The organism is Kosakonia sp. MUSA4 (assembly GCF_013085925.1).
In the GTDB taxonomy this organism is placed as follows: domain Bacteria; phylum Pseudomonadota; class Gammaproteobacteria; order Enterobacterales; family Enterobacteriaceae; genus Kosakonia; species Kosakonia sacchari_B.
Window position 1 is genome coordinate 2,026,360 of sequence record NZ_CP025697.1, and the last position, 22,893, is coordinate 2,049,252.

Below are 22,893 nucleotides of genomic sequence, written 5' to 3' on the forward strand. Positions count from 1 at the left end.
GCCGCACCAAATACGCGAGGTGAGGTGCTATGAACAATTAGCGTCTTTTTTGTAATGCTCAGGTAAAAAAATTTGGGTAGGATGTCGTGGGCGGTTAAACTTCTTGCGCCAATTATTTGACTACAGGAAAGAAAAGACTGTGACCAAACTAAAACTCCTGGCACTGGGTGTGCTGACTGCAGGTTCCGCTTTTGCGGCGAATGCAGAAAATACCTTTTCCCTGGGCGCTGGTGTCGGCGTCGTGGAAACGCCGTACAAACAGTATGACAGGGATGTACTGCCGATTCCGGTGATCACCTATGAAGGCGATGATTTCTGGTTTCGTGGTATCGGTGGCGGCTACTATCTGTGGAATGATGATGCGGATAAGCTGTCGATTACGGCCTATTACTCACCGTGGCAGTTTAAACCAAAAGACAGTGATAACAATCAGTTACGCCAGTTAGATCGCCGTAAGGCGACCATGATGGCAGGGCTGTCGTATATTCACAACACGCCGTATGGTTTCCTGCGCACCACGCTTGCTGGCGATGTGCTGGATAACAGCAACGGTATCACCTGGGATGCCGCGTGGTTGTACGCGTACCACAACGGCGGTCTGACGGTGACGCCGGGGATTGGCGTTGAGTGGAGTAGCGACAACCAGAACGAGTACTATTATGGCGTCTCGTCTTCTGAAGCACGTCGTAGCGGTTTAAACAGCTACGACCCAGGCAGCAGCTGGAACCCGTATCTTGAGCTGAGCGTCAGCTACCGCCTGACCGATAGCTGGAGCATCTACGGCACCGGCCGCTATACCCATCTGTCGGATGAAATTAAAGACAGCCCGATGGTGGATAAATCCTGGGCTGGCTTGTTATCTACAGGTGTGACCTACCGCTTCTGATTGTGCATTTGAATAGCGTAATCTGTGCATTAAAACAGGGCCTTTGGCCCTGTTTTGTTTTACGGTGGTGCATTTATCGCAGGGGGAGAAGATGGCAGAGAACAACATCGTTTTTACCGGTAATGCAACGCTGCCCGCGATCGGCCAGGGCACCTGGTATATGGGTGAAAATTCACGCGCGCGGCCAAGAGAAGTGGATGCGCTACGTGCGGGCATCGATCTGGGGCTGACGCTGATTGATACCGCCGAAATGTACGCGGAAGGTGGCGCGGAAGAGGTGGTCGGCGAAGCATTACAGGGCGGTTTGCGCGATAAGGTGTTTCTGGTCTCTAAAGTCTATCCGTGGAATGCGGCGGGTAAAAAAGCGATCGCCGCCTGTGAAGCGAGCTTACGTCGCCTGAAAACCGATGTGCTCGATCTCTATCTGCTGCACTGGCGCGGCAACTACTCGCTGGCTGAAACGGTCGAGGTGATGGACACGCTGATGCAACAGGGCAAAATCCGCCGCTGGGGCGTCTCTAACCTCGATTACAGCGACATGCAGGAACTTTCGCGCGTCAGCGGCGGTAAGGCCTGCGCTACCGATCAGGTGCTGTATCACCTCGGCTCCCGCGGGATTGAATTCGATTTACTGCCCTGGTGCCAGCAGCAGGCGATGCCTGTCATGGCGTATTGTCCGCTGGCGCAGGCCGGGCGTTTGCGGGACGGTTTACTGGAAAGCCGTGTCGTGCAGGATATCGCCCATGCGCACCGCGCCAGCGCGGCGCAAATTCTGCTGGCATGGGTCATCAGCCATCAGGGTGTGATGGCCATTCCTAAAGCGGCGAGCGTGGCGCACGTCGAGGAAAATGCGGCAGCGTTGAAAATCGTGCTCAGTGCGGATGATTTAGCGCGACTCAATAACGCGTTTCCGGCACCCAACCGTAAAACGCCGCTCGATGTGGTGTAAGGACGTGCTTTAACCCTCTCCCGGCGGGAGAGGGTAGGCAGCGGATCAGCGTTTAACTACGCGGATGCTCTGTGCCAGGCGGGACGGTTTTTCGGCAGTCGCTTTTTGCGCGACGGTTGCATTGACCGATTCCACGCAGACAAAGGTTTTATAACCGTCGTCCGGCATGTCGGCCATGCTGACGGAGAGCGCCGGACCCGGGTTCCAGGCCACCACGTTGGCGTTATGGCTATGGGTCACTTCAATCGTGCGGTTCAGCGCGGCATCATGAATCAGGCTGCAACCTTCAGCGTTCAGATAGACGCGATCGGTACGATCCGGGAAGGTCTGTACGCCATCGGCCAGCACATCTTCTTTTGCGTCATTCACTTTATCGATAAAGCGATCGCCCAGGCCGCTCACTTTCACCGCGGCGATATCGCCAACGTTGAAGTAGGTATGCAGGGCAGAGGTGGTTTCAAACTCACCGTGGGCTTCCAGTTCAATTTCACAGGTTGCGCCCAGTTTATAACGTGCATACAGAGTAAAGTCGTGCGGCCAGAATTTGCGCGAGGCATCGCTGCTTTGCAGTTCAAACGTCAGCACCACGCCGTTTGCATCTTCGTTATGCGCTTTCAGCGTCCACGGCAGATTGCGCGCAAAACCGTGTGCAGGCAGCCCTTGCTGTTTTGCCGGGCCAAACCACGGCCAGCACACCGGAATCCCGCCACGGATTGCGACGCCGTCTTTAAACGGGGTGTTGCCGCTCAGCCACAGGACTTCCTGTTCGCTTTGCGGTTTCCAGGAGAGCAGATGCGCGCCCTGTAAGGTAAAGGCAGCTTTAACCTGCGGATGTTCAACGACTAACACATCCAGTTCGTCCATTTTACGGCGGGTAAGCGTTGGGGTAATTTGTTCGAGTACCGGAAGTGCAAAAATTTTTGTAATCATTAACGCAATCCTCTGTCTTGAAAACAAAAAAAAGAGCGACCGAAGTCGCTCTTTCAGATCATGTTCTCATCTCAACTTATTTGGAGATGTGAGCGATCAGGTCCAGAACTTTGTTGGAGTAGCCGGTTTCGTTGTCGTACCAGGAAACCAGTTTCACGAAGTTGTCGTTCAGTGCGATACCAGCTTTAGCATCGAACACGGAAGTGCAAACTTCACCGTTGAAATCGGTAGATACAACGTCGTCTTCGGTGTAACCCAGAACGCCTTTCATCGGGCCTTCAGAAGCGGCTTTGATGGCTTTCTTGATTTCTTCGTAAGACGCTGCTTTTTCCAGACGAACGGTCAGGTCAACAACAGATACGTTCGGAGTTGGAACGCGGAACGCCATACCAGTCAGTTTGCCGTTCAGTTCCGGCAGTACTTTACCTACAGCTTTAGCAGCACCGGTAGAGGACGGGATGATGTTCTGGGATGCGCCGCGGCCGCCGCGCCAGTCTTTGTGAGACGGGCCGTCAACGGTTTTCTGAGTTGCGGTGGTTGCGTGAACAGTGGTCATCAGACCTTCGATGATGCCGAAGTTGTCGTTGATAACTTTAGCCAGCGGAGCCAGGCAGTTGGTGGTGCAGGATGCGTTGGAAACGATGTCCTGGCCAGCATATTTGTCGAAGTTCGCGCCACGAACAAACATCGGAGTGTTGTCTTTGGACGGACCAGTCAGAACCACTTTTTTCGCGCCAGCAGTGATGTGCTTACGAGCAGTTTCGTCGGTCAGGAAGATACCGGTAGCTTCAGCAACAACGTCAACGCCGATTTCGTTCCATTTCAGGTTAGCCGGATCTTTCTCAGCAGTAACACGGATGGTTTTACCGTTAACAACCAGATTGCCGTCTTTCACTTCTACGGTACCGTTGAAACGGCCGTGAGTGGAGTCATATTTCAGCATGTACGCCATGTATTCAGCGTCCAACAGATCGTTGATACCAACGATTTCGATGTCAGAACGTTCCTGAGCAGCACGGAAAACAATGCGACCGATGCGGCCAAAACCGTTGATACCTACTTTGATAGTCATATATTCCACCAGCTATTTGTTAGTGAATAAAAGGTTGGCTGTAAAATTACAAAAACCGTACGCAGCGTCAAGCGGAATCGTGTCAATCATTGCGACAAATCAATCCTCCGCATAACCTTTGTTCGACTGACTCGCCTCACTCTTCCTTTGAGCATCCTCCCCATGTGGAGGCGCCGCGTGGGATTTTAAAGGCCAGACAGGATAAAAATGTGAAACGTATCACAATTACCTGGCTGCTTTACCGCAACTGCTAAGTTTAGAACAAAAGTTAGCACCCTAGTGTTAATGTTTTGTTAGAATCGTTGGAAAAAATGGTCTTACTTTTACCGCGAGATGTGAGCATATGGCGAATAATTCCTCCGAAGACGACCTGAAAAAAGAACTGACTGAAATGCAGTTTTATGTGACGCAAAATCACGGCACAGAACCCCCTTTCACGGGCCATCTGCTGCATAACAAGCGCGATGGCGTTTACCACTGCCTGGTGTGCGATGCTGCGCTGTTCAACTCCCAAACCAAGTACGATTCCGGCTGCGGCTGGCCGAGTTTTTTCGAGCCGGTAAGTGAAGACGCGATCCGCTACATCAATGACTATTCCCACGGTATGCAGCGTATAGAAATTCGCTGCGGGAAATGTGATGCGCATCTGGGCCATGTCTTCCCGGACGGCCCGCAGCCGACGGGGGAGCGTTATTGCGTGAACTCCGCTTCGCTGAGTTTCACGGATGATGAAAACGGCACCCGGACTCGTGGTTGAAAAATCGATTCAGCTATTATTCCACGGAGATGAGTAATATGGATCTTGAACAAATTGTTAACAGTATGACGCCGGAGATCTACCAGAGACTGGCGACGGCCGTTGAATTAGGAAAATGGCCAGACGGCGTGGCGCTGACGCCGGAGCAAAAAGAGAACAGCCTGCAACTGGTGATGTTATGGCAGGCGCGCAACAACACGCAGGCGCAGCATATGACGATCGACACCAACGGGCAGATGGTGATGAAAAGTAAGCAGCAGTTGAAAGAGGATTTCGGCATTGCGCCGAAGTCGATAGCGACATTTAAGTCTTAAGTGTTGCGCAATGCCGGAGGGCGGCTTCGCCTTATCTGGCCTGAAAACTGTAAGCCGGACAGGCAACAGCCGCCATCCGGCTATGACCTCAGGCGTGTGTTTCCTGCCAGTCCGCCAGCGTATAGAGCGTGGCACCTTCTGACGCCATCTCCATAAATGCCTGCGTGCTGTCCTGCGGTTGAATATTGACGCCGCGGCAGCCGTCGGTGATGACGCTGACCTCGTAACCCAGCTTCAGCGCATCCAGCACGCTGAATTTGACGCAGTAGTCGGTGGCCAGCCCCAGCACGATTAACTCGCGAATCCCGTGCTGTTGCAGCCAGCCGTGCAGCGCCGTAGCTTTACGATGATCGTTATCGAAAAACGCGCTGTAACTGTCGATGTTCGGATCTTCACCTTTGCGGAACACCTCATCAATGGCCTGCTGATTCAGCAGCGGGTGCAGCGCCGCGCCATCACTGTTTTGCACACAGTGATCCGGCCAGAACGTCTGCGCTAAGCCGTCCAGCTCGCCGGTGCTGAACGGCGCAACACCGTGCTGGCTGGCAAAGCTGCCGTGATTGACGGGGTGCCAGTCCTGGCTTGCCAGTACCGCATCACCGCGTGATTTGCACCCGTCGATCAGGGTATTGGCGATATCCACGGTGCTGTCACCTTCGGCCACGGCCAGCGCGCCACCGGCGCAAAAATCATTCTGGATATCGACCAACAGCAAAGCACGTTGCGTCATACAAGCCTCCTCATTCATCCGGCGTCAGTTCACCGCGCAGATTTTGCATCATGGCGGTACGGATCGCGTCCGCATCAAGCTGCTGGCTCAGCAGGTAGTGCAGTTTGGTCAGCGTGGCTTCGACGGTCATATCCGCACCGCCAATCACCCCGGCGTGAGCGAGAGCGTTGCCGGTGGCGTAGCCGCCCATATTCACCTTGCCGGACATACATTGCGTCAGGTTAACCACCACGATGCCGCGCGCGCTGGCATCCTGCAAGGCTTTCAGGAACTCGCGGTTTTGCGGCGCATTTCCCACGCCATAGGAGCGCAGAATCAATGCTTTTACCGGCTGAAGCAGGAAGTTACGCACCACATCGGCGGAGATCCCTGGATAAATCGTCACCACGCCAATCGGCTGCGGGGTGATAGGATGCACGATCAATTCTCCCGTCGTGTGTGGTGCAGGTGGCGTATTGAGGCGGCGAATGTGAATACCGGCTTCCAGCAGCGGCGGCAGATTCGGCGAAGCGAAAGCATCAAAACCGTCCGCATGCGCTTTGGTGGTGCGGTTACCGCGGTAGAGGCGATTGTTGAAGAACAGCGTCACTTCGTTAATCGGGAAATTTGCCGCCACATACAGCGCATTCAGCAGATTAATTTGCCCGTCGGAGCGAAGCTCGGCGAGTGGGATTTGTGACCCTGTCACAATGACCGGCTTGCCAAGATTTTCCAGCATAAACGACAGGGCTGACGCGGTGTACGCCATGGTGTCGGTGCCGTGCAGAATGACAAAACCGTCGTACTCGTCGTAGTGCGCTTTCACATCATCAGCAATATGCTGCCAGTCTTCCGGCGTCATATCGGAAGAGTCCATCAGCGGGGCATATTCGTGAATGGTGAAATCCGGCATCTCCGGGCGATGGAACTCCGGCATCAGCGCCAGTTGACGTTGCAGGTGGCCGGAAACCGGCACATAACCGTGTTCTGAGCGTTGCATACCGATGGTACCGCCGGTGTAGGCAACGTAAATCGATTTCTTTTGCATGGTTTCGTTCTTGCCGCATCTAAAAAAATCCCCTCCGGTGGAGGGGACGTGTGAGGTGAGTTTAGCGGATATTGGCGCAGTTCAGACAGAGGGCGTAGCGATTTTGTGGATCGTTAAACACCGCCAGTTTGTCCGTTTCCGCTTTGACTTCCTGCGCAGCGCTGGCCAGCGGCGCAGGCAGGTAAGCCTGCAACGCCTGCGGCAGCATCGCGCGCACGGAGCCAGTCATGCTGTCCATTACCCGATCAAAGAAGCTCGGTTCTTCTTCGTAGTAATCCACATGCCACTGCTTGAGTTTCGCCAGTTCCGCGGCTTTCGCCAGCGCATCGTCGAAATCGCCCAGCGCATCAACCAGACCGTTGTTTTTCGCATCCTGGCCCGTCCAGACATGGCCCTGGGCAATCTTATCGACCTGCTCAGGCGTGCTGTTGCGTGACTGGGCGACCAGCGTAATAAAGCGTTTATAGCCGTTATCGATGCTCAGTTGCATCATTTGCTGTACTTCGTCAGGCAGCGCTTTGGTCATGCTGACATCCGCCAGCGGCGACGTGGCGACGCCATCGGTGTGCACGCCAATGGTATCGAGGCTGTTTTCCAGCGTATTGATCACGCCAAAAATACCAATCGAGCCGGTCAGGGTGCTGGCATTGGCGATGATGTAATTCGCCGGGGTCGAGATCCAGTAGCCGCCGGAGGCCGCCATGCCGCCCATCGACACCACCACCGGTTTACCGGCTGCTTTTGCCGCCGCCAGTTCAGAGCGGATGATTTCGGAGGCGCTGACGCTGCCGCCAGGGCTGTTCACCCGCAGGACGATCGCCTTCACTTTTGGATCAAGACGCGCGTCGCGGATCTGTGCGGCCGTGGTATCGCCGCCGACATTCCCCGGTGTTTCTTCGCCATCCATGATCGCCCCGTTAGCGAAGATCACGGCAACGGTGCCGCCGACATCGCTCGGTTTCTTCGTCTGATAGTCATACATGCTGACGGCGCGGAAGTCTTTATCTTCGCTGCTCCAGCCAAACTGTTTGACCATCGCTTTTTCAGCGTCGGCAGCGGAACCCAGCTCATCCACCAGCTTGTTGTCGAGTGCATATTTTGCCGTGTCGCCATCGGCCTTGCGCAGGCCGTCCAGCATCGCCTGCGCGCCAGGGAAGACCTGTTGCGCCGTGATCTGGCGGTTTGCAGCGACGGTATTAAGGTAGTTTTGCCACAGCTCGTTGATCCAGCGGCTGTCCGCTTCGCGCGCGGCAGGGGACATATTGTCACGAATAAATGGTTCAACGGCAGATTTATAGGTGCCAACGCGGAACACGTGCGTGGTGACTTTCAGCTTATCCAGCAGCGTTTTGTAGTAGAGGCCGTTGGTGGCGAAACCGTGCAGATCCACCACGCCCTGCGGCGACAGCCAGATCTTATTGGCGAAGCTGGCGAGGTAATACTGGCCCTGGCTGTAGCTATCACCGATGGCGTAAACCGGTTTACCGCTGTCGCGGAACGCGCGCAACGCTTTACCGATGTACTGCATTGAGGGTTGATCGGCACCGGCGAAGTTTTTCAGATCCATCACAATACCGGTGATATTGCGATCGTTCTGCGCCTGACGAATGGTCTCAACGATATCAAACAGCGAATTCTCTTGAAGGCGATCGGAACTGGCGCCAAAGAGCTGGCGGCCCAGTGCGCCAAGACGTCCGCTGGTTGAAGTTTTATCGACCACTACGCCGGTGATATCCAGCAGTAATGCGCCGCGATTGCTGTGCTCGGTTTTGCTGTCGCTTACCTGCATCCAGATCCCGACGCCCACCAGCACCAGCAGGATAAAGAACAAATTCAACACCAGATTGCGGATAAAGTTCAGCAATCGCCAGCTCCATCGAAAAAAAGCGGCAATAAAACGCCAAAGTGTTCGCATGTATTCTCCCTGGTTTGTTTAGGCCGCCGCTGCCCGGGCGGCGAAGTGTGGTTATCCTAATTATCCCGCCGCCTCTTGTCAGCAGGAATCGCCTGCGGCGCTGTAACAAATTCTACGTCCGTGTTAATTTTAAGAATAAATTTCAATACAGGAGTTTAACTAATGGATGCACTTGAACTGCTCGTCAACCGTCGTAGCGCGTCACGCCTGGCGGAACCGGCACCAGCAGGTGAACAACTGGATAACATTCTGCGTGCCGGTATGCGCGCACCCGATCACGGTACGCTGCAACCGTGGCACTTTTTCGTTATCGACGGCGAAGGGCGCGAACGCCTGGGTCAAGTGCTGGAGCAGGGCGCGATTGCGGCGGGCCAGGATGAGAAGGGCATTGAGAAAGCGCGCACTTCGCCGCTGCGCGCGCCGTTGATTATTACCGTGGTCGCCAAATGTGAAGTGGATCATAAAGTGCCGCAGTGGGAACAGCTACTTTCTGCCGGTTGTGCCGTGATGGCGATGCAGATGGCGGCGCTGGCGCAGGGGTTCAATGGTATCTGGCGTACCGGCCCGCTGACCGATAGCCCGCAGGTGCGCGAGGCGTTTGCCTGCCGCGAGCAGGACAAAATCGTCGGCTTCCTGTATCTCGGCACGCCACAACTGAAAGCCTCCACCACCGTTACGGTTCCTGACATCGCTCCGTTCGTCACGCGTTTTTAATCACCGCATCTATTTTCACCGGCCAGATAAAGCGAAAGCGCCACCCGGCAACTAGCCTCGCGACGCTTTGAAGGCCGGATGGCGCTAACGCCTGGCCGGCCTGCGTTATGGATTCGCTACTTATTCTTCGCGGCAAACTCCGCTTTGGCTTTCTGCAATTGCTGCTGGAATGCCGGGCTGGTGTGCAGCGTGGCAACAACGGCAGAACCGACGATCCGCGCGGCATCAACATCACTCTGCCAGTGGTAGCCGCAGATCACCCGGCTTTGCCCCAGATCGTAGCCGCGTTTGAGGATCTGATCCTGACGCTGCGGGTTAATTTCTGCGAGCACCAGCGCCGTTGCCCAGCCAATTGAGGTGTGTCCGGAAGGATAGGAGCCGTTTTTCGACAGTTCATCCTGCTCTTTGGTATTGCAGGTCGGCACACCATAGAAGGCAAACGGGCGGATGCGCATGTACTTCTGTTTAGCGCCGCGCGTCGCCAGATCGCCCGCATCCTCAATCATATTGGTCAGCAGCTTATGCAACTGTGGGGAATCTTTTTCGGTAATCGGTGAACCGAATGCCGTTGAGAAGGCATTGGCGACGCCGCCGCTGCTCAGATTTGCGTCTTCCGCAGCCTGTTTGCCACGCTCAGTGTTACGCAGCAGACGGCCTTGTTCATACATTGCCTGATCGTTGAGAAACGCAATGCTGCCCACTTCCGGTGGGGGCGGCAGCAGCGCCAGGCTGTCAATCGCCTGCGCATTTTTCAGGTAGTAGAGGTCTGGTTTGGTGGTGGCATCGTTGCCCGCAGGGACAAGCGCAAAGGTATTAACAGAGAACAAACTGGCAATGCAGAGGGTAACTAAACGTCTTTTCATTAGTGATTCCTTTAATTATCAATGACATCCTCAGGTGAAAAGATAAGTAATATTTCTGTCATATAACAGTAATAAATAAACTCACAGTTTAAAAAATTGCTCTGCATCGCAAAATGGCCGATGTATTGAGTTCAGTGATGTTATGTGGCGACATACTCAGCAGCGAAATGCTGTTATTCGTTCGCTTAATGAGCAACAGCGCGTGAATTCAGACACGCAGACTTACCACCATGCCGTTTGGGCGCTACCATAGCGGGATTGCAATGACAGGAGATGTCCATGAGCGAGCAAACCATTCGTTTAACGCAATACAGCCACGGAGCCGGTTGCGGTTGTAAAATTTCCCCCAAAGTGCTGGATACCATTCTGCACAGCGAGCAGGCGAAGTTTCTCGACCCGAATCTGCTGGTCGGTAATGAAACACGCGACGACGCCGCGGTTTACGATCTCGGTAACGGCACTTGCATTATCAGTACCACCGATTTTTTCATGCCTATCGTCGATAACCCGTTCGATTTTGGCCGCATTGCGGCAACCAACGCCATCAGCGATGTCTTCGCGATGGGGGGAAAACCGATCATGGCGATTGCCATCCTCGGCTGGCCGCTCGATAAACTGCCGCCGGAAATTGCCCGTGAAGTGATCGACGGCGGGCGTTTTGCCTGCCAGCAGGCGGGTATTGCGCTGGCGGGCGGTCACTCGATCGATGCGCCGGAGCCGATTTTTGGTCTCGCCGTTACCGGTGTCGTGCCGACAGAGCGCGTGAAGAAAAACAGCACCGCGCAGGCGGGCTGCAAACTGTTCCTCACTAAGCCGCTGGGCATTGGCGTACTCACCACCGCTGAGAAAAAATCCCTGCTTAAGCCGGAACATGTCGGCCTGGCGACGGAAGTGATGTGCCGGATGAATAGTGCTGGCGCCGCCTTTGCGAATATCGACGGGGTGAAAGCGATGACCGACGTCACCGGTTTTGGTCTGCTCGGTCATCTGAGCGAGATGTGCCAGGGCGCTGGCGTGCAGGCGCAGGTGAATTATCAGGCCGTGCCGAAACTGCCGGGCGTCGAAGCGTATATTGCCAAAGGCGCCGTGCCGGGCGGCACGCAGCGCAACTTCGCCAGCTATGGTCATCTGATGGGTGAAATGCCTGCGCCCGTGCGCGATCTGCTGTGCGATCCGCAAACCTCCGGCGGCCTGCTGCTGGCGGTGTTGCCGGAAGCGGAAAACGACGTGAAAGCCACGGCGGCAGAGTACGGCATTGAACTGAGCGCCATTGGCGAGCTGGTCAGCGCTCGCGGCGGTCGTCCGATGATTGAGATCCGTTAATTCATGCGGTTATTTATTGCCGAAAAGCCCAGTCTGGCCCGCGCCATTGCCGATGTGTTACCCAAACCGCATCGCAAAGGCGACGGCTATATTGAGTGCGGTAATGGCCAGGTGGTGACCTGGTGTATCGGTCACCTGCTGGAGCAGGCGCAGCCGGATGCCTACGACAGCCGCTACGCCCGCTGGAATCTGGCGGATTTGCCGATTGTGCCGGAAAAATGGCAGCTGCAACCGCGCCCGTCGGTGCTGAAACAGATCAATGTCATTAAACGCCTGCTCGCGGATGCCGAGCAGGTGGTACACGCCGGTGACCCGGATCGCGAAGGGCAGTTGCTGGTGGACGAGGTGATCGACTACCTGCAACTGGCGCCGGAAAAGCGCCAGCAGGTGCAACGCTGCCTGATTAACGATCTCAACCCGCAGGCGGTGGAGCGCGCGCTCGAACGCCTGCGCGCCAACAGCGAGTTTATTCCGCTGTGCGTTTCCGCGCTGGCTCGCGCCCGCGCCGACTGGCTGTACGGCATCAACATGACCCGCGCTTATACGTTGTTGGGGCGCAACGCCGGTTATCAGGGCGTGCTCTCGGTCGGCCGCGTACAGACGCCGGTGCTCGGGCTGGTGGTGCGCCGCGACGAAGAGATCGAAAACTTCGTGGCGAAAGATTTCTTTGAGGTGAAAGCACATATCGTCACGCCTGCCGGGGAGCGCTTTACCGCCCTGTGGCAGCCGAGCGATGCCTGCGAGCCGTATCAGGATGAGGAAGGGCGGCTGCTGCATCGTCCGCTGGCGGAACATGTGGTCAGCCGCATTACCGGCCAGCCGGCGCTGGTTACGGCGTATAACGATAAGCGCGAATCGGAACTGGCACCGCTGCCGTTTTCGCTGTCGGCGTTGCAGATTGAAGCGGCGAAACGCTACGGCCTCAGCGCGCAAAACGTGCTGGATATCTGCCAGAAGCTGTACGAAACCCACAAGCTGATTACCTATCCGCGTTCGGATTGCCGTTATCTGCCGGAAGAGCACTTTGCCGGGCGCCATGCGGTCATGAACGCGATTGGCGCACATGCGCCGGATCTGCTGCCGCAGCCGGTGGTCAACCCGGATACGCGCAACCGCTGCTGGGACGACAAAAAGGTCGATGCGCACCACGCCATTATTCCGACCGCGCGGGCGTCGAAAGTGAACCTCAGCGATAACGAAGCCAACGTTTATAACCTGATTGCCCGCCAGTATCTGATGCAGTTCTGCCCGGATGCGGTGTTCCGCAAATGCCAGATCGATCTGGATATCGCCAACGGCAAGTTTATCGCCAAAGCGCGTTTCCTGGCGGAAGCGGGCTGGCGAACGCTGCTGGGTTCGAAAGAGCGCGACGAGGAGAACGATGGCACGCCGCTGCCGGTGGTGGCGAAAGGCGACGAGCTGCTGTGCGAGAAGGGCGAAGTTGTAGCCCGTCAGACGCAGCCGCCGCGCCACTTTACCGACGCCACACTGTTGTCGGCGATGACCGGTATCGCCCGCTTTGTGCAGGATAAAGAGCTGAAAAAGATCCTGCGCGCCACCGACGGGCTGGGGACGGAAGCAACGCGCGCCGGGATTATCGAACTGCTGTTTAAACGCAGTTTTCTGGTTAAAAAAGGGCGCTATATTCACTCCACCGAGCCGGGGCGCGCGCTGATCCATTCATTGCCGGAAATGGCGGCCAGACCGGATATGACGGCGCACTGGGAGTCGGTGCTGACGCAAATCAGCGAAAAAGAGTGCCGCTATCAGGACTTCATGCAGCCGCTGGTCAGTACGCTGCATGAACTGATCCACCAGGCGCGTAATACGCCGGTGCGTCAATTCCGTGGCCTGGTTGCGCCGGGCGGCGAGAAGAAAAAAGCGTTTGCCAAAGGACGGAGTAAAAAACGCCCGCCATCAGCAGAGGCGGGCGGCGACGCAGTCGTTTCGTAGGCCTGATAAGCGAAGCGCCATCAGGCATTGCCGGACAGCGGCATAAATGCCTTGTCCGGCCTGGGAGGTTAAATCACACCCTGCGCCAGCATCGCGTCGGCGACTTTCACAAAACCGGCGATGTTGGCGCCGCGCACATAGTGCGTCTGTTTACCTTCACCGCCGTATTCGACGCAGGCCTGATGAATATCCAGCATGATGTGGTGCAGACGGGCGTCCACTTTTTCCGCCTTCCAGCTTAAACGCGCGGCATTCTGCGCCATCTCCAGCCCGGAAGTGGCTACGCCGCCCGCGTTGGCGGCTTTACCCGGCGCGAACAGCACGTTTGCTTCAAGGAACAGTTCGGTCGCCGCGATAGTGGTGGGCATATTCGCTCCTTCGGCCACCGCTTTCACGCCGTTGGCAATCAGCACTCGCGCGGCATCCACATCCAGCTCATTCTGCGTGGCGCACGGCAGCGCGATATCGACAGGCACGGACCACGGTTGCTGGCCCTGCAGATAGTTCAGGCCAAATTCCCGCGCATAATCGGCGATCCGGCCATCGCGGCTGGCTTTGATTTCACACAGCCGGGCCAGTTTTTCCGCCGTAAAACCGGCTTCATCAACGACAGTGCCGCTGGAATCAGAAGCGGTGATCACACGCGCGCCAAGGGACATCGCTTTTTCGATGGCGTACTGCGCCACATTGCCGGAACCGGAAACCGCCACGCGCATCCCTTCAAAACCGAGACCGTGGCGTTTCAGCATCGCTTCGGTGAAGTAAACCAGTCCGTAGCCGGTGGCTTCCGGGCGGATCAAACTGCCGCCGAACGACAACCCTTTGCCGGTGAAGACGCAGGCGGTGTTGTTGGAGAGTTTTTTCATCATCCCGGCCATAAAGCCGACTTCACGCGCGCCGACGCCGATATCGCCCGCCGGAACGTCGGTATCCGCGCCAAGATGGCGGTACAGTTCGCCGATCAACGCCTGGCAAAAACGCATCACTTCGCCGTCGCTTTTGCCTTTCGGATCGAAGTCGCTGCCGCCTTTGCCGCCGCCCATCGGTAGGGTGGTCAGCGCATTTTTAAAGGTCTGCTCGAAGCCGAGGAATTTCAAAATCGACAGATTCACCGACGGGTGAAAACGCATCCCGCCTTTGTAGGGACCAATGGCGGAGCTGAACTGCACGCGCCACGCGCGGTTGACCTGCACCTGGTTGCGGTCATCAACCCAGGCCACGCGAAACTGGATCACGCGTTCCGGTTCAACCAGCCGCTCCAGCAGCGACAACTGGCGATAGCGCGGGTTAGCTTCAAGAAACGGCCAGAGGGTAGTCATCACTTCGCGCACAGCCTGAGCGAACTCCGGCTGGTGCGGATCGCGCTGCTGAACATAACCGAGAAAGGATTCAAGAGAGAGTGTCTGATCCATAGATATAAGCGTCTCTTATTTTTAGGTGGATTTGTTGTGGTTGTGGTGCGCAAAAAACGGGCGCTTTCGGACTATAACATCCGTAATGGCGCATGCCGCAAGGGAAAATCCCCCACACCAGGCAAATTAATAATGTGCGCATCGTCATAACGAAAAACGATGACCGAGGAAACTAAAGCTGTGGGAAATAGATCCGTTATAGTAATACGTGGCGTCAATCAGAAAGGAACCGTTATGGCCCGTTTATCGTGGATAGCAGCAACATTACTGGTGGTAGCGGCGGGTAGCGCGCTGGCCGAACGTTTACCCTCAGCGGGAATTGAAGTGAATGTCCCTCCGGAAGTCTTTAGCTCCGGCGGGCAGACGCAAACCACGCAGCCGTGCATCCAGTGCTGCGTGTATGGCAATCAAAATTACAGTGAAGGCGCGGTGGTGAAAGCCGAAGGCGTGTTGTTACAGTGCCAGCGCGATGAACACGTGATTTCCACTAATCCGCTGGTCTGGCGGCGCGTGAAGCCATAAACGCTTCCAGTAGCGGGATATCCGCTGGCGCCAGCGCCTGTTTCAGGGCGTCCGCGGGTGCGCACCACAGCAAGGCGCTGTGATAGTGGCGGGTTGGCTCGCCGTGAAAGGCAACAACGTGCCACGCATGCAGATGGATCATTCGCCCGGACACTTCCCGCTGGTGGCTGGCGACATAACAAGCAGGCTGGGCATCAATGCCCAGTTCCTCACGCAGCTCACGCGTTAGCGCCTGCGGCTGCGTTTCCCCGGTTTCCACCTTGCCGCCAGCAAACTCCCATAGCCCGGCTTGATCCGCGTGCGGCGGGCGCTGCGCCAGCAAAATTTTGCCATCGCGTTCGATGATCGCCGCGACCACCTCAACTGTTTTCAGGGTTGTCATCCGTCTGTTCCATTTTCTGCTGCTGGCTCCACTCGAACCAGCCGCCATCATACACGGCGATCTTCGGCCAGCCGAGCGCGCGGGCAAGCAAAAATGCCAGCGATGCGCGCCAGCCGGTACCGCAGTAAAAAATCACCTGTTGATCGGCGGTAATGTGTTGCTGTTGCCACAGCGCGGCAATCTCCTGCGGGGAGCGTACCGTGCCGTCCGGATGATGGTAATCCGTAATAAACTGACTGTTGCCGCCAGCGTGGCCCCAGCGCGCCCCGGGAATGTCGCCAGCGCTGGAAATATAGTGATACCCGCTGGTGCCGCCGCTGAACTCAGCCCAACTGCGCACGCTGACCAGCACGGTTTCTGGCTGCGCCATTCGTTGCCGGGTTTGCGCCAGGTTAAGCAAAAAGTGTGGCCGGGAAGGGAGAGGCGCGCCGAAATCCTGCGCGGTGAGGGCGGGCGGCAGGTCGATGGTTTGTCGCAGCCCCGCGCGTTGCCAGCTCTGCCAGCCGCCATTCAGCAGACGGACGTCGTTAACGCCCGCGTACAGCAGAATATGCGCCATCCGCTCGGCAGCGTAGTTGCCGCGACCGTAGAGAATGACGGTCATGTCGCTGCGTAAACCGTAACGGGACAGCACCGCGCGCAGTATTTCGGGCGGCACCACATTCCACAGCGGCAGGCTTTCGACAAGTTGGGTGTCAATATAATACGCGCCGGGAATATGCCCGGCGCGATAGGTTGGCTCGGCGTTATAGCCGACTTCCAGCAGCCGCCATGTGTCGGCGGGCGGATTGTGTTGCAGTAAATCGTCCAGCCACTGCGCGGTAACCCACGGATTGCCAGACGTCATGGCATCAGACCTTAAATTTGGCCCATACCGGCGCGTGATCGGACGGTTTTTCCATGCTGCGAATGTCGTAATCAATCCCGGTTTCGATACAGCGTTCGGCCAGCGTCTGGCTCGCCAGCAGCAGATCGATGCGCAGGCCACGGTTGTCATCAAAGCCTTTGGAGCGGTAATCAAACCACGAGAAGCGATCGTTGGTTTCCGGGTTTGCTTCGCGGTAAGTATCCACCAGACCCCAGCCCTTCAGGCGCTCCATCCATTCACGCTCTTCGGGCAGGAACGAGCATTTACCGGTGCGCAGCCAGCGCTTGCGATTCTCTTCGCCAATGCCGATGTCCAGATCCGTCGGGCTGATATTCATATCACCCATGATCAGTACCGGGTTCTCTTTTTTCAGCTCGGTTTCGAGGAACGTTTGCAGATCCAGGTAGAACTTCTCTTTCGCCGGGAATTTCAGCGGATGGTCGCGGCTTTCGCCCTGCGGAAAATAGCCATTAATCACGGTGATATTGCCGAGAGGCGACGGGATTTCAGCCATGATAATGCGGCGCTGCGCTTCTTCGCCATCGTTAGGGAAGCCGCGACGTACCGAAACCGGCGTATCTTTGGTCAACAGCGCAACGCCGTAGTGACCTTTTTGTCCGTGATAAAAGACGTTGTAACCCAGGCGCGCCACTTCTTCGAGCGGAAACATATCGTCATGGACTTTTGTCTCCTGCAGACCGATCACGTCCGGCTGATGCTGCTCGACAAGCGCTTCCAGTTGATGAGGCCGGGCACGCAGGCCGTTGATATTAAAAGAGACAAATTTCATAGTCGCCGCCACTTAGCAGTAAAAAGATGCACAGATGTTAGCAGAATTTACATTTAACCACCGCCACTTATTGATATTGCTGTTACTGATGAGCAAAAAACGCGCCGGTCGCCCTGATTTGGTGCGCAATGCGCCGAAATGGGGCAGGGTGCGTAATTAATTTCGCTGATGATCACAGTTCTATAATTAAATATTCTTATTGCATAAACCCGCGCCTCCGATCGCCTATCACCTCGCCTGGATATACATTTATTCACTTTTTATGCATTTTATGTGAATAGCGATAGGTTGTAAGTTGCTGATATTTCGTTGCTCCAGGACGTTTATGCATTTTTATCGCTGGCTGGCACGAACTGTGCAATCTACATTTACAGCGAGAATGTTCATATTCATTAACATTTATTAAACTTTTTATTTACCGGATGAGGTCGCTATGTCTACGTCAATTACGCGTGAAAATTTTGATCAATGGATGTTGCCTGTCTACGCGCCAGCGCCTTTTATTCCGGTTCGCGGGGAAGGCTCGCGTTTATGGGATCAACAGGGCAACGAGTACATCGATTTTGCCGGGGGGATTGCGGTAAACGCGCTGGGCCACGCCCATCCTGCATTGTGCAAGGCACTGAGCGAGCAGGCGGCGAAGTTCTGGCATACCGGCAACGGCTACACCAATGAGCCGGTACTGAAGCTGGCGAAACGGTTGCTGGATGCCACGTTTGCCGATCGCGCTTTCTTCTGTAACTCCGGCGCGGAGGCGAATGAAGCGGCGCTGAAACTGGCGCGCAAATATGCCCACGACACTTTCGGCCCGCAGAAAAGCGGCATTGTGGCTTTCAAAAATGCTTTCCACGGTCGCACGCTGTTTACCGTCAGCGCCGGCGGGCAACCGGCCTACTCGCAGGATTTTGCGCCGCTGCCGCCGCAGATCCAGCATGCGGTTTACAACGATCTGGCGTCCGCCAGCGCACTGATCGATGACGACACCTGCGCGGTTATTGTTGAGCCAATGCAGGGTGAAGGCGGTGTGGTACCGGCCAGTCAGGCCTTTTTACAGGGCTTACGCGAGCTCTGTACCCGTCACAACGCGGTGCTGATTTTTGATGAAGTGCAGACCGGCGTCGGCCGCACCGGCGAACTGTATGCCTATATGCACTATGGTGTGACGCCGGATGTGCTGACCACCGCGAAAGCGCTGGGCGGCGGTTTCCCGATTGGCGCGATGCTCACCACCGAGACCTTCGGCAAAGTGATGAATGTGGGTACACACGGCACGACCTACGGCGGTAATCCGCTGGCGGGCGCAGTGGCGGGCGCGGTACTGGATATCATCAATACGCCGGAAACCCTGGCCGGTGTCAAACAGCGCCACCAGTGGTTTGTTGAGCAACTGACGGCGTTCAACGAACGCCATCCTCTGTTCAGTGACATTCGCGGCCTCGGGCTGCTGATTGGCTGCCAACTGGTGGCGGAACATGCCGGAAAAGCGAAACAGATTTCGCAACTGGCGGCAGCGGAAGGGGTGATGGTGCTGATTGCCGGTGGCAACGTGATGCGCTTTGCTCCGGCGCTGAATATCAGTGAAGAAGAGGTGCGCACCGGGCTTGCGCGCTTTACCCGCGCCTGTGAAAAATTCCTTGCGGAGAACGTATCATGATGGTGATCCGTCCGGTCGCGGCAAGCGATCTACCGGCGCTGATGAAGCTGGCCGGGAAAACCGGCGGTGGGCTGACATCGCTGCCCGCCGACGAAGCGACGCTGGGCGCGCGTATTGAACGTGCTCGCCGCACGTGGCAAGGGGAGTTGCCGAAGGGTGAGCAGGGCTATGTGTTTGTGCTGGAAGAGACGCAAAGCGGCGAAGTGGCCGGGATCTGCGCCATCGAAGTGGCGGTGGGGCTCAACGATCCCTGGTATAACTACCGCGTGGGGACACAGGTTCACGCTTCGAAAGAGTTGAATGTCTACAATGCGCTGCCGACCTTATTTCTCAGTAACGATCACACCGGCAGCAGCGAGCTGTGCACGCTGTTTCTCGATCCGGCCTGGCGCAAAGAGGGCAACGGCTATCTGCTGTCGAAGTCGCGCTTTCTGTTTATGGCGGCCTTTCGCGATCGCTTTAACGAAAAAGTGGTGGCGGAGATGCGCGGCGTCATCGACGAGCATGGCTACTCGCCGTTCTGGGAGAGCCTGGGAAAACGCTTCTTCTCGATGGAATTCAGCCGCGCTGATTATCTGTGCGGTACCGGGCAGAAAGCGTTTATCGCCGAATTGATGCCCAAGCATCCTATCTATACCCACTTCCTCTCCGACGAGGCGCAGGCAGTCATTGGCGAGGTGCATCCGCAGACCGCGCCTGCCCGCGCGGTGCTGGAGAAAGAGGGTTTTCGCTACCGCAATTATGTCGACATTTTTGATGGCGGGCCGACGCTGGAGTGCGATGTTGACCGGGTGCGGGCGATCCGCAAAAGCCGTCTGGTTACCGTGGCGCAAGGGCAGCGCGCGCCGGGAGAGTGGCCAGCCTGCATGGTGGCGAATGAGCAATACGCGCAATTTAGAGCCATGCTTATCAAAGCGGATCCCAACACGGAGCGGCTGCTGTTAAGCGCCGCAGAACTGGATGCGTTGAAATGTCAGCCGGGCGATACCGTGCGGCTGGTTCGCCTTTGTGCCGAGGAGAAATCACAATGAGTTTATGGATCAATGGCGACTGGGTAACCGGTGAAGGTGAGCGCCGGGTGAAAAGTAATCCGGTAAGTCATGAAGCGCTGTGGCACGGTTTTGATGCCAGCGCCACACAGGTCGAAGATGCGTATCGCGCTGCGCGTAATGCTTTTCCGGCATGGGCGCGCGAACCTTTCTCCGTGCGCCAGGCGGTGGTGGAAAAATTTGCCAGCCTGCTGGAAACCAATAAAGCCGCGCTGGCGGAAATTATTGCCCGTGAAACCGGGAAACCGCGCTGGGAAGCGGCGACCGAAGTGACGGCGATGATCAATAAAGCCACCATTTCGGTGAAGGCTTATCACACGCGAACCGGCGAACAGCACACGGAAATGGCCGACGGCGCGGCAACGCTGCGCCACCGTCCGCATGGCGTTCTCGCCGTTTTCGGGCCCTATAATTTCCCAGGCCACTTGCCGAACGGCCATATTATTCCGGCGCTGCTGGCGGGTAACACGCTGCTGTTCAAACCGAGCGAACTGACACCGTGGAGCGGCGAAGCGGTGGTGAAACTGTGGGAGCAGGCCGGTCTGCCCGTCGGGGTGCTCAATTTAGTGCAGGGCGGACGCGAAACCGGGCAGGCGCTGAGTGCGCTGCCGGGGCTGGACGGTTTGCTGTTCACCGGTAGCGCCAATACCGGTTATCACTTGCATCGCCAGTTGGCGGGTCAGCCGGAGAAGATCCTCGCGCTGGAAATGGGCGGCAATAACCCGCTGATCGTCGAAGATATTCAGGATATCGATGCAGCCGTGCATCTGGCGATCCAGTCCGCTTTTATTACCGCTGGACAGCGCTGCACCTGCGCGCGACGTTTGCTGGTGAAACGCTCACCGCAGGGCGATGCTTTCCTTGCGCGGCTGGTGGCGGTGAGCGCGCGTCTCACGCCGCAGGCATGGAACGCAGAACCGCAACCGTTCCTGGGCGGTTTGATCTCCGCGCAGGCCGCGCAGCACGTGCTGAATGCGTGGCAGGAACATGAAGCGCGCGGCGGCAAAACCTTGCTGGCGCCACGTCTGCTGGAAGAAGGTACTTCACTGCTGACGCCGGGCATCATAGAGATGACCGGCGTGGCCGACGTGCCGGATGAAGAGGTGTTTGGCCCGCTGCTGTGCGTCTGGCGCTACGACGATTTCGATGACGCGATCGCGCTGGCGAACAATACTCGCTATGGGCTCTCCTGCGGTCTTATCTCCCCGCAACGCGAGAAGTTTGATCGGCTGTTACTGGAAGCGCGCGCCGGGATTGTTAACTGGAACAAACCGCTGACGGGCGCGGCCAGTACCGCGCCATTCGGCGGTGTGGGCGCTTCTGGCAACCATCGCGCCAGCGCCTGGTATGCGGCGGATTACTGTGCGTGGCCAATGGCGAGCCTTGAATCCGCCGATCTGACCCTGCCGCAAACGCTCAGCCCGGGTCTTGATTTTTCCCGCGAGGAACAACCATGAAAGCGCGCGAGGTGAACTTTGATGGGCTGGTCGGCCTGACGCACCACTATGCCGGGTTGTCGTTCGGCAATGAAGCCTCGACCCGGCACCGTTTCCAGGTCTCCAATCCTAAGCTGGCAGCGAAGCAGGGGCTGCTGAAAATGAAGGCGCTGGCCGATGCCGGTTTCCCGCAGGCGGTGATCCCACCGCACGAACGCCCGAATGTGCCGGTGTTGCGCCAGTTGGGATTTAGCGGCAGCGATGAGCAGGTGGTCGAAAAAGCCGCGGCTCAGGCGCCGCAGATCCTCTCTTCCGCCAGTTCGGCATCGGCGATGTGGGTTGCCAATGCTGCCACGGTTTGCCCGTCGGCAGATTCCGTGGATGGCAAAGTCCACCTGACGGTGGCGAATCTCAACAATAAATTCCATCGCGCGATGGAGGCGCCGACCACTGAAGCGCTGCTGCGGGCGATTTTCCGCGATGAACAGACATTTAGCGTGCATTCGGCGCTACCGCAAGTGGCCATGCTGGGCGATGAAGGCGCCGCGAACCACAACCGCTTTGGCGGCGATTATGGCGATCCGGGCGTCCAGCTTTTTGTCTATGGGCGCGAAGAGGGCAGCACGCTCGCTCCGACACGCTATCCGGCTCGTCAGACGCTGGAAGCCAGCCAGGCGGTGGCGCGTCTCAACCAGGTTCGCCCTTCGCAGGTGGTGTACGCCAGGCAAAATTCCCAGGTCATCGATCAGGGCGTGTTCCATAATGATGTCATTGCCGTTTCTAATCGCCAGGTGCTGTTTTGCCACGAGCATGCCTTTGCCGATCAAGCGCAATTGCTGGCGGAATTACGCCGTTGCGTGCCGGGTTTTATGGCGATCGAAGTGCCACAGCAGGCGGTATCGGTTGCCGATGCGGTGGCGACGTATCTGTTCAACAGCCAGTTGCTGAGCCATGAAGATGGCCGCATGGTGCTGGTGTTGCCGCAGGAGTCGCAGGCGCATGAAGGTGTCTGGCGTTATCTGAACCAGTTGCTGGCGCAGGATAACCCGATCACAGAACTGAAGGTGTTCGATCTGCGCGAGAGTATGGCAAACGGCGGCGGCCCGGCATGCCTGCGCTTGCGCGTGGTGTTAACCGGGGCGGAACAGCAGGCGGTAAATCCGGCGGTGATGATGAACGATACGTTGTTCGCCACGCTCAATGACTGGGTTGATCGCCACTATCGTGACCGTCTGACGCAGGCAGATCTTGCCGATCCGCAGTTGTTGCGGGAAGGGCGGGAAGCGCTGGACAGGCTCACGCAGTTGCTGAATCTCGGTTCTGTTTATCCCTTCCAGCGTTAACCGG

The 22,893-nt window shown here is 56.9% G+C and carries 22 protein-coding genes; 12 read left to right on the top strand and 10 right to left on the bottom strand.

Going from position 1 to position 22,893, the window contains the following annotated elements:
• Nucleotides 1–139: 139 nt before the first annotated feature.
• Nucleotides 140–886 (top strand): MipA/OmpV family protein, encoded by a 747-nt coding sequence (locus tag C0557_RS09555; protein WP_035886141.1) that lies wholly within the window; start codon nucleotides 140–142, stop codon nucleotides 884–886.
• Between the two features lie 91 nt (nucleotides 887–977).
• Nucleotides 978–1,835, top strand: a complete 858-nt coding sequence (locus C0557_RS09560; RefSeq protein ID WP_208658273.1) for an aldo/keto reductase — start codon at nucleotides 978–980, stop codon at nucleotides 1,833–1,835.
• Nucleotides 1,836–1,880: 45 nt separating this feature from the next.
• Here C0557_RS09560 and C0557_RS09565 read toward each other — a convergent pair whose 3' ends face one another.
• Both C0557_RS09565 and gapA read right to left on the bottom strand, forming a co-directional pair.
• Nucleotides 1,881–2,765, bottom strand: coding sequence for a D-hexose-6-phosphate mutarotase (locus tag C0557_RS09565; RefSeq protein ID WP_208658274.1), 885 nt, complete (start codon nucleotides 2,763–2,765; stop codon nucleotides 1,881–1,883).
• A 76-nt stretch (nucleotides 2,766–2,841) separates the two neighbouring features.
• On the bottom strand, nucleotides 2,842–3,837 hold the full coding sequence (gene gapA, locus C0557_RS09570) for a glyceraldehyde-3-phosphate dehydrogenase (RefSeq protein WP_074778128.1): 996 nt from the start codon (nucleotides 3,835–3,837) through the stop codon (nucleotides 2,842–2,844).
• A gap of 343 nt (nucleotides 3,838–4,180) precedes the next feature.
• On the opposite strand from gapA, the gene msrB reads away from it, so the two are divergent.
• Together msrB and C0557_RS09580 are read left to right on the top strand one after the other, a co-directional pair.
• Entirely contained in the window at nucleotides 4,181–4,594 is a 414-nt protein-coding gene (gene msrB / locus C0557_RS09575; protein ID WP_208658275.1) for a peptide-methionine (R)-S-oxide reductase MsrB, read from the top strand.
• Between the two features lie 38 nt (nucleotides 4,595–4,632).
• On the top strand, nucleotides 4,633–4,908 hold the full coding sequence (locus C0557_RS09580) for a YeaC family protein (RefSeq protein ID WP_208658276.1): 276 nt from the start codon (nucleotides 4,633–4,635) through the stop codon (nucleotides 4,906–4,908).
• Between the two features lie 88 nt (nucleotides 4,909–4,996).
• On the opposite strand, the gene pncA is transcribed toward C0557_RS09580, so the two are convergent.
• The 3 genes from pncA to sppA all read right to left on the bottom strand — a co-directional run bounded on the left by pncA (nucleotide 4,997) and on the right by sppA (nucleotide 8,580).
• The gene (pncA, locus tag C0557_RS09585) at nucleotides 4,997–5,638 is read right to left on the bottom strand and encodes a bifunctional nicotinamidase/pyrazinamidase (protein WP_208658277.1); all 642 of its coding nucleotides are present in this window, start codon (nucleotides 5,636–5,638) and stop codon (nucleotides 4,997–4,999) included.
• Between the two features lie 10 nt (nucleotides 5,639–5,648).
• Nucleotides 5,649–6,665, bottom strand: a complete 1,017-nt coding sequence (gene ansA, locus C0557_RS09590) for an asparaginase (protein WP_074778134.1) — start codon at nucleotides 6,663–6,665, stop codon at nucleotides 5,649–5,651.
• A gap of 61 nt (nucleotides 6,666–6,726) precedes the next feature.
• Complete coding sequence (gene sppA, locus C0557_RS09595) at nucleotides 6,727–8,580, bottom strand: signal peptide peptidase SppA (protein WP_208658278.1); 1,854 nt, start codon at nucleotides 8,578–8,580, stop codon at nucleotides 6,727–6,729.
• Nucleotides 8,581–8,742: 162 nt separating this feature from the next.
• Between sppA and C0557_RS09600 the strand changes: the two genes are divergently transcribed.
• Nucleotides 8,743–9,294 (top strand): NAD(P)H nitroreductase, encoded by a 552-nt coding sequence (locus C0557_RS09600; protein WP_074778138.1) that lies wholly within the window; start codon nucleotides 8,743–8,745, stop codon nucleotides 9,292–9,294.
• Nucleotides 9,295–9,410: 116 nt separating this feature from the next.
• On the opposite strand, the gene phoC is transcribed toward C0557_RS09600, so the two are convergent.
• Nucleotides 9,411–10,157 carry an acid phosphatase PhoC gene (phoC, locus tag C0557_RS09605; protein ID WP_208658279.1) on the bottom strand — a complete coding sequence of 249 codons (747 nt, stop codon included), beginning with the start codon at nucleotides 10,155–10,157 and terminating at the stop codon, nucleotides 9,411–9,413.
• 279 nt (nucleotides 10,158–10,436) lie between these two features.
• Here phoC and selD point away from each other — a divergent pair, with 279 nt between their 5' ends.
• Together selD and C0557_RS09615 are read left to right on the top strand one after the other, a co-directional pair.
• Entirely contained in the window at nucleotides 10,437–11,480 is a 1,044-nt protein-coding gene (gene selD / locus C0557_RS09610) for a selenide, water dikinase SelD (protein ID WP_208658280.1), read from the top strand.
• Between the two features lie 3 nt (nucleotides 11,481–11,483).
• Nucleotides 11,484–13,433, top strand: coding sequence for a DNA topoisomerase III (locus tag C0557_RS09615; protein WP_208658281.1), 1,950 nt, complete (start codon nucleotides 11,484–11,486; stop codon nucleotides 13,431–13,433).
• 68 nt (nucleotides 13,434–13,501) lie between these two features.
• On the opposite strand, the gene gdhA is transcribed toward C0557_RS09615, so the two are convergent.
• Nucleotides 13,502–14,845, bottom strand: a complete 1,344-nt coding sequence (gdhA, locus tag C0557_RS09620; protein ID WP_208658282.1) for an NADP-specific glutamate dehydrogenase — start codon at nucleotides 14,843–14,845, stop codon at nucleotides 13,502–13,504.
• Between the two features lie 234 nt (nucleotides 14,846–15,079).
• On the opposite strand from gdhA, the gene C0557_RS09625 reads away from it, so the two are divergent.
• A complete protein-coding gene (locus tag C0557_RS09625) occupies nucleotides 15,080–15,367 on the top strand; it encodes a DUF1496 domain-containing protein (RefSeq protein WP_208658283.1) in 288 nt (95 codons plus the stop codon).
• Here C0557_RS09625 and C0557_RS09630 read toward each other — a convergent pair.
• From C0557_RS09630 to xthA, 3 genes are read right to left on the bottom strand one after another with little or no spacing between them, the layout of a single operon-like run.
• Complete coding sequence (locus tag C0557_RS09630) at nucleotides 15,333–15,749, bottom strand: pyrimidine (deoxy)nucleoside triphosphate diphosphatase (RefSeq protein WP_305798051.1); 417 nt, start codon at nucleotides 15,747–15,749, stop codon at nucleotides 15,333–15,335. The genes C0557_RS09625 and C0557_RS09630 overlap by 35 nt on opposite strands.
• On the bottom strand, nucleotides 15,727–16,596 hold the full coding sequence (locus C0557_RS09635; protein ID WP_208658284.1) for a sulfurtransferase: 870 nt from the start codon (nucleotides 16,594–16,596) through the stop codon (nucleotides 15,727–15,729). The genes C0557_RS09630 and C0557_RS09635 overlap by 23 nt, the downstream gene beginning before the upstream one ends.
• Nucleotides 16,597–16,600: 4 nt before the next feature.
• Nucleotides 16,601–17,407 (bottom strand): exodeoxyribonuclease III, encoded by an 807-nt coding sequence (gene xthA / locus C0557_RS09640; protein ID WP_208658285.1) that lies wholly within the window; start codon nucleotides 17,405–17,407, stop codon nucleotides 16,601–16,603.
• A 433-nt stretch (nucleotides 17,408–17,840) separates the two neighbouring features.
• Here xthA and C0557_RS09645 point away from each other — a divergent pair, with 433 nt between their 5' ends.
• From C0557_RS09645 to astB, 4 genes are read left to right on the top strand one after another with little or no spacing between them, the layout of a single operon-like run.
• A complete protein-coding gene (locus tag C0557_RS09645; protein ID WP_208658286.1) occupies nucleotides 17,841–19,061 on the top strand; it encodes an aspartate aminotransferase family protein in 1,221 nt (406 codons plus the stop codon).
• Nucleotides 19,058–20,092: an arginine N-succinyltransferase gene (gene astA / locus C0557_RS09650; RefSeq protein ID WP_074780391.1), complete on the top strand. Its 1,035-nt coding sequence runs from the start codon at nucleotides 19,058–19,060 to the stop codon at nucleotides 20,090–20,092. The genes C0557_RS09645 and astA overlap by 4 nt, the downstream gene beginning before the upstream one ends.
• Nucleotides 20,089–21,567, top strand: coding sequence for a succinylglutamate-semialdehyde dehydrogenase (gene astD, locus C0557_RS09655; RefSeq protein WP_208658287.1), 1,479 nt, complete (start codon nucleotides 20,089–20,091; stop codon nucleotides 21,565–21,567). Before astA ends, astD begins: the two co-directional genes overlap by 4 nt.
• Nucleotides 21,564–22,889, top strand: a complete 1,326-nt coding sequence (gene astB / locus C0557_RS09660) for an N-succinylarginine dihydrolase (protein ID WP_208658288.1) — start codon at nucleotides 21,564–21,566, stop codon at nucleotides 22,887–22,889. The genes astD and astB overlap by 4 nt, the downstream gene beginning before the upstream one ends.
• Nucleotides 22,890–22,893: the final 4 nt, after the last annotated feature.

Coding starts and splice junctions, on each gene's coding strand:
- astA (WP_074780391.1), top strand. CDS start 19,058: ATGATGGTGATCCGTCCGGTCGCGGCAAGCGATCTACCGGCGCTGATG.
- C0557_RS09600 (WP_074778138.1), top strand. CDS start 8,743: ATGGATGCACTTGAACTGCTCGTCAACCGTCGTAGCGCGTCACGCCTG.
- astD (WP_208658287.1), top strand. CDS start 20,089: ATGAGTTTATGGATCAATGGCGACTGGGTAACCGGTGAAGGTGAGCGC.
- gdhA (WP_208658282.1), bottom strand. CDS start 14,845: ATGGATCAGACACTCTCTCTTGAATCCTTTCTCGGTTATGTTCAGCAG.
- C0557_RS09635 (WP_208658284.1), bottom strand. CDS start 16,596: ATGACGTCTGGCAATCCGTGGGTTACCGCGCAGTGGCTGGACGATTTA.
- gapA (WP_074778128.1), bottom strand. CDS start 3,837: ATGACTATCAAAGTAGGTATCAACGGTTTTGGCCGCATCGGTCGCATT.
- pncA (WP_208658277.1), bottom strand. CDS start 5,638: ATGACGCAACGTGCTTTGCTGTTGGTCGATATCCAGAATGATTTTTGC.
- sppA (WP_208658278.1), bottom strand. CDS start 8,580: ATGCGAACACTTTGGCGTTTTATTGCCGCTTTTTTTCGATGGAGCTGG.
- selD (WP_208658280.1), top strand. CDS start 10,437: ATGAGCGAGCAAACCATTCGTTTAACGCAATACAGCCACGGAGCCGGT.
- C0557_RS09645 (WP_208658286.1), top strand. CDS start 17,841: ATGTCTACGTCAATTACGCGTGAAAATTTTGATCAATGGATGTTGCCT.
- C0557_RS09630 (WP_305798051.1), bottom strand. CDS start 15,749: ATGACAACCCTGAAAACAGTTGAGGTGGTCGCGGCGATCATCGAACGC.
- C0557_RS09625 (WP_208658283.1), top strand. CDS start 15,080: ATGGCCCGTTTATCGTGGATAGCAGCAACATTACTGGTGGTAGCGGCG.
- msrB (WP_208658275.1), top strand. CDS start 4,181: ATGGCGAATAATTCCTCCGAAGACGACCTGAAAAAAGAACTGACTGAA.
- C0557_RS09580 (WP_208658276.1), top strand. CDS start 4,633: ATGGATCTTGAACAAATTGTTAACAGTATGACGCCGGAGATCTACCAG.
- astB (WP_208658288.1), top strand. CDS start 21,564: ATGAAAGCGCGCGAGGTGAACTTTGATGGGCTGGTCGGCCTGACGCAC.
- C0557_RS09615 (WP_208658281.1), top strand. CDS start 11,484: ATGCGGTTATTTATTGCCGAAAAGCCCAGTCTGGCCCGCGCCATTGCC.
- ansA (WP_074778134.1), bottom strand. CDS start 6,665: ATGCAAAAGAAATCGATTTACGTTGCCTACACCGGCGGTACCATCGGT.
- xthA (WP_208658285.1), bottom strand. CDS start 17,407: ATGAAATTTGTCTCTTTTAATATCAACGGCCTGCGTGCCCGGCCTCAT.
- C0557_RS09560 (WP_208658273.1), top strand. CDS start 978: ATGGCAGAGAACAACATCGTTTTTACCGGTAATGCAACGCTGCCCGCG.
- phoC (WP_208658279.1), bottom strand. CDS start 10,157: ATGAAAAGACGTTTAGTTACCCTCTGCATTGCCAGTTTGTTCTCTGTT.
- C0557_RS09565 (WP_208658274.1), bottom strand. CDS start 2,765: ATGATTACAAAAATTTTTGCACTTCCGGTACTCGAACAAATTACCCCA.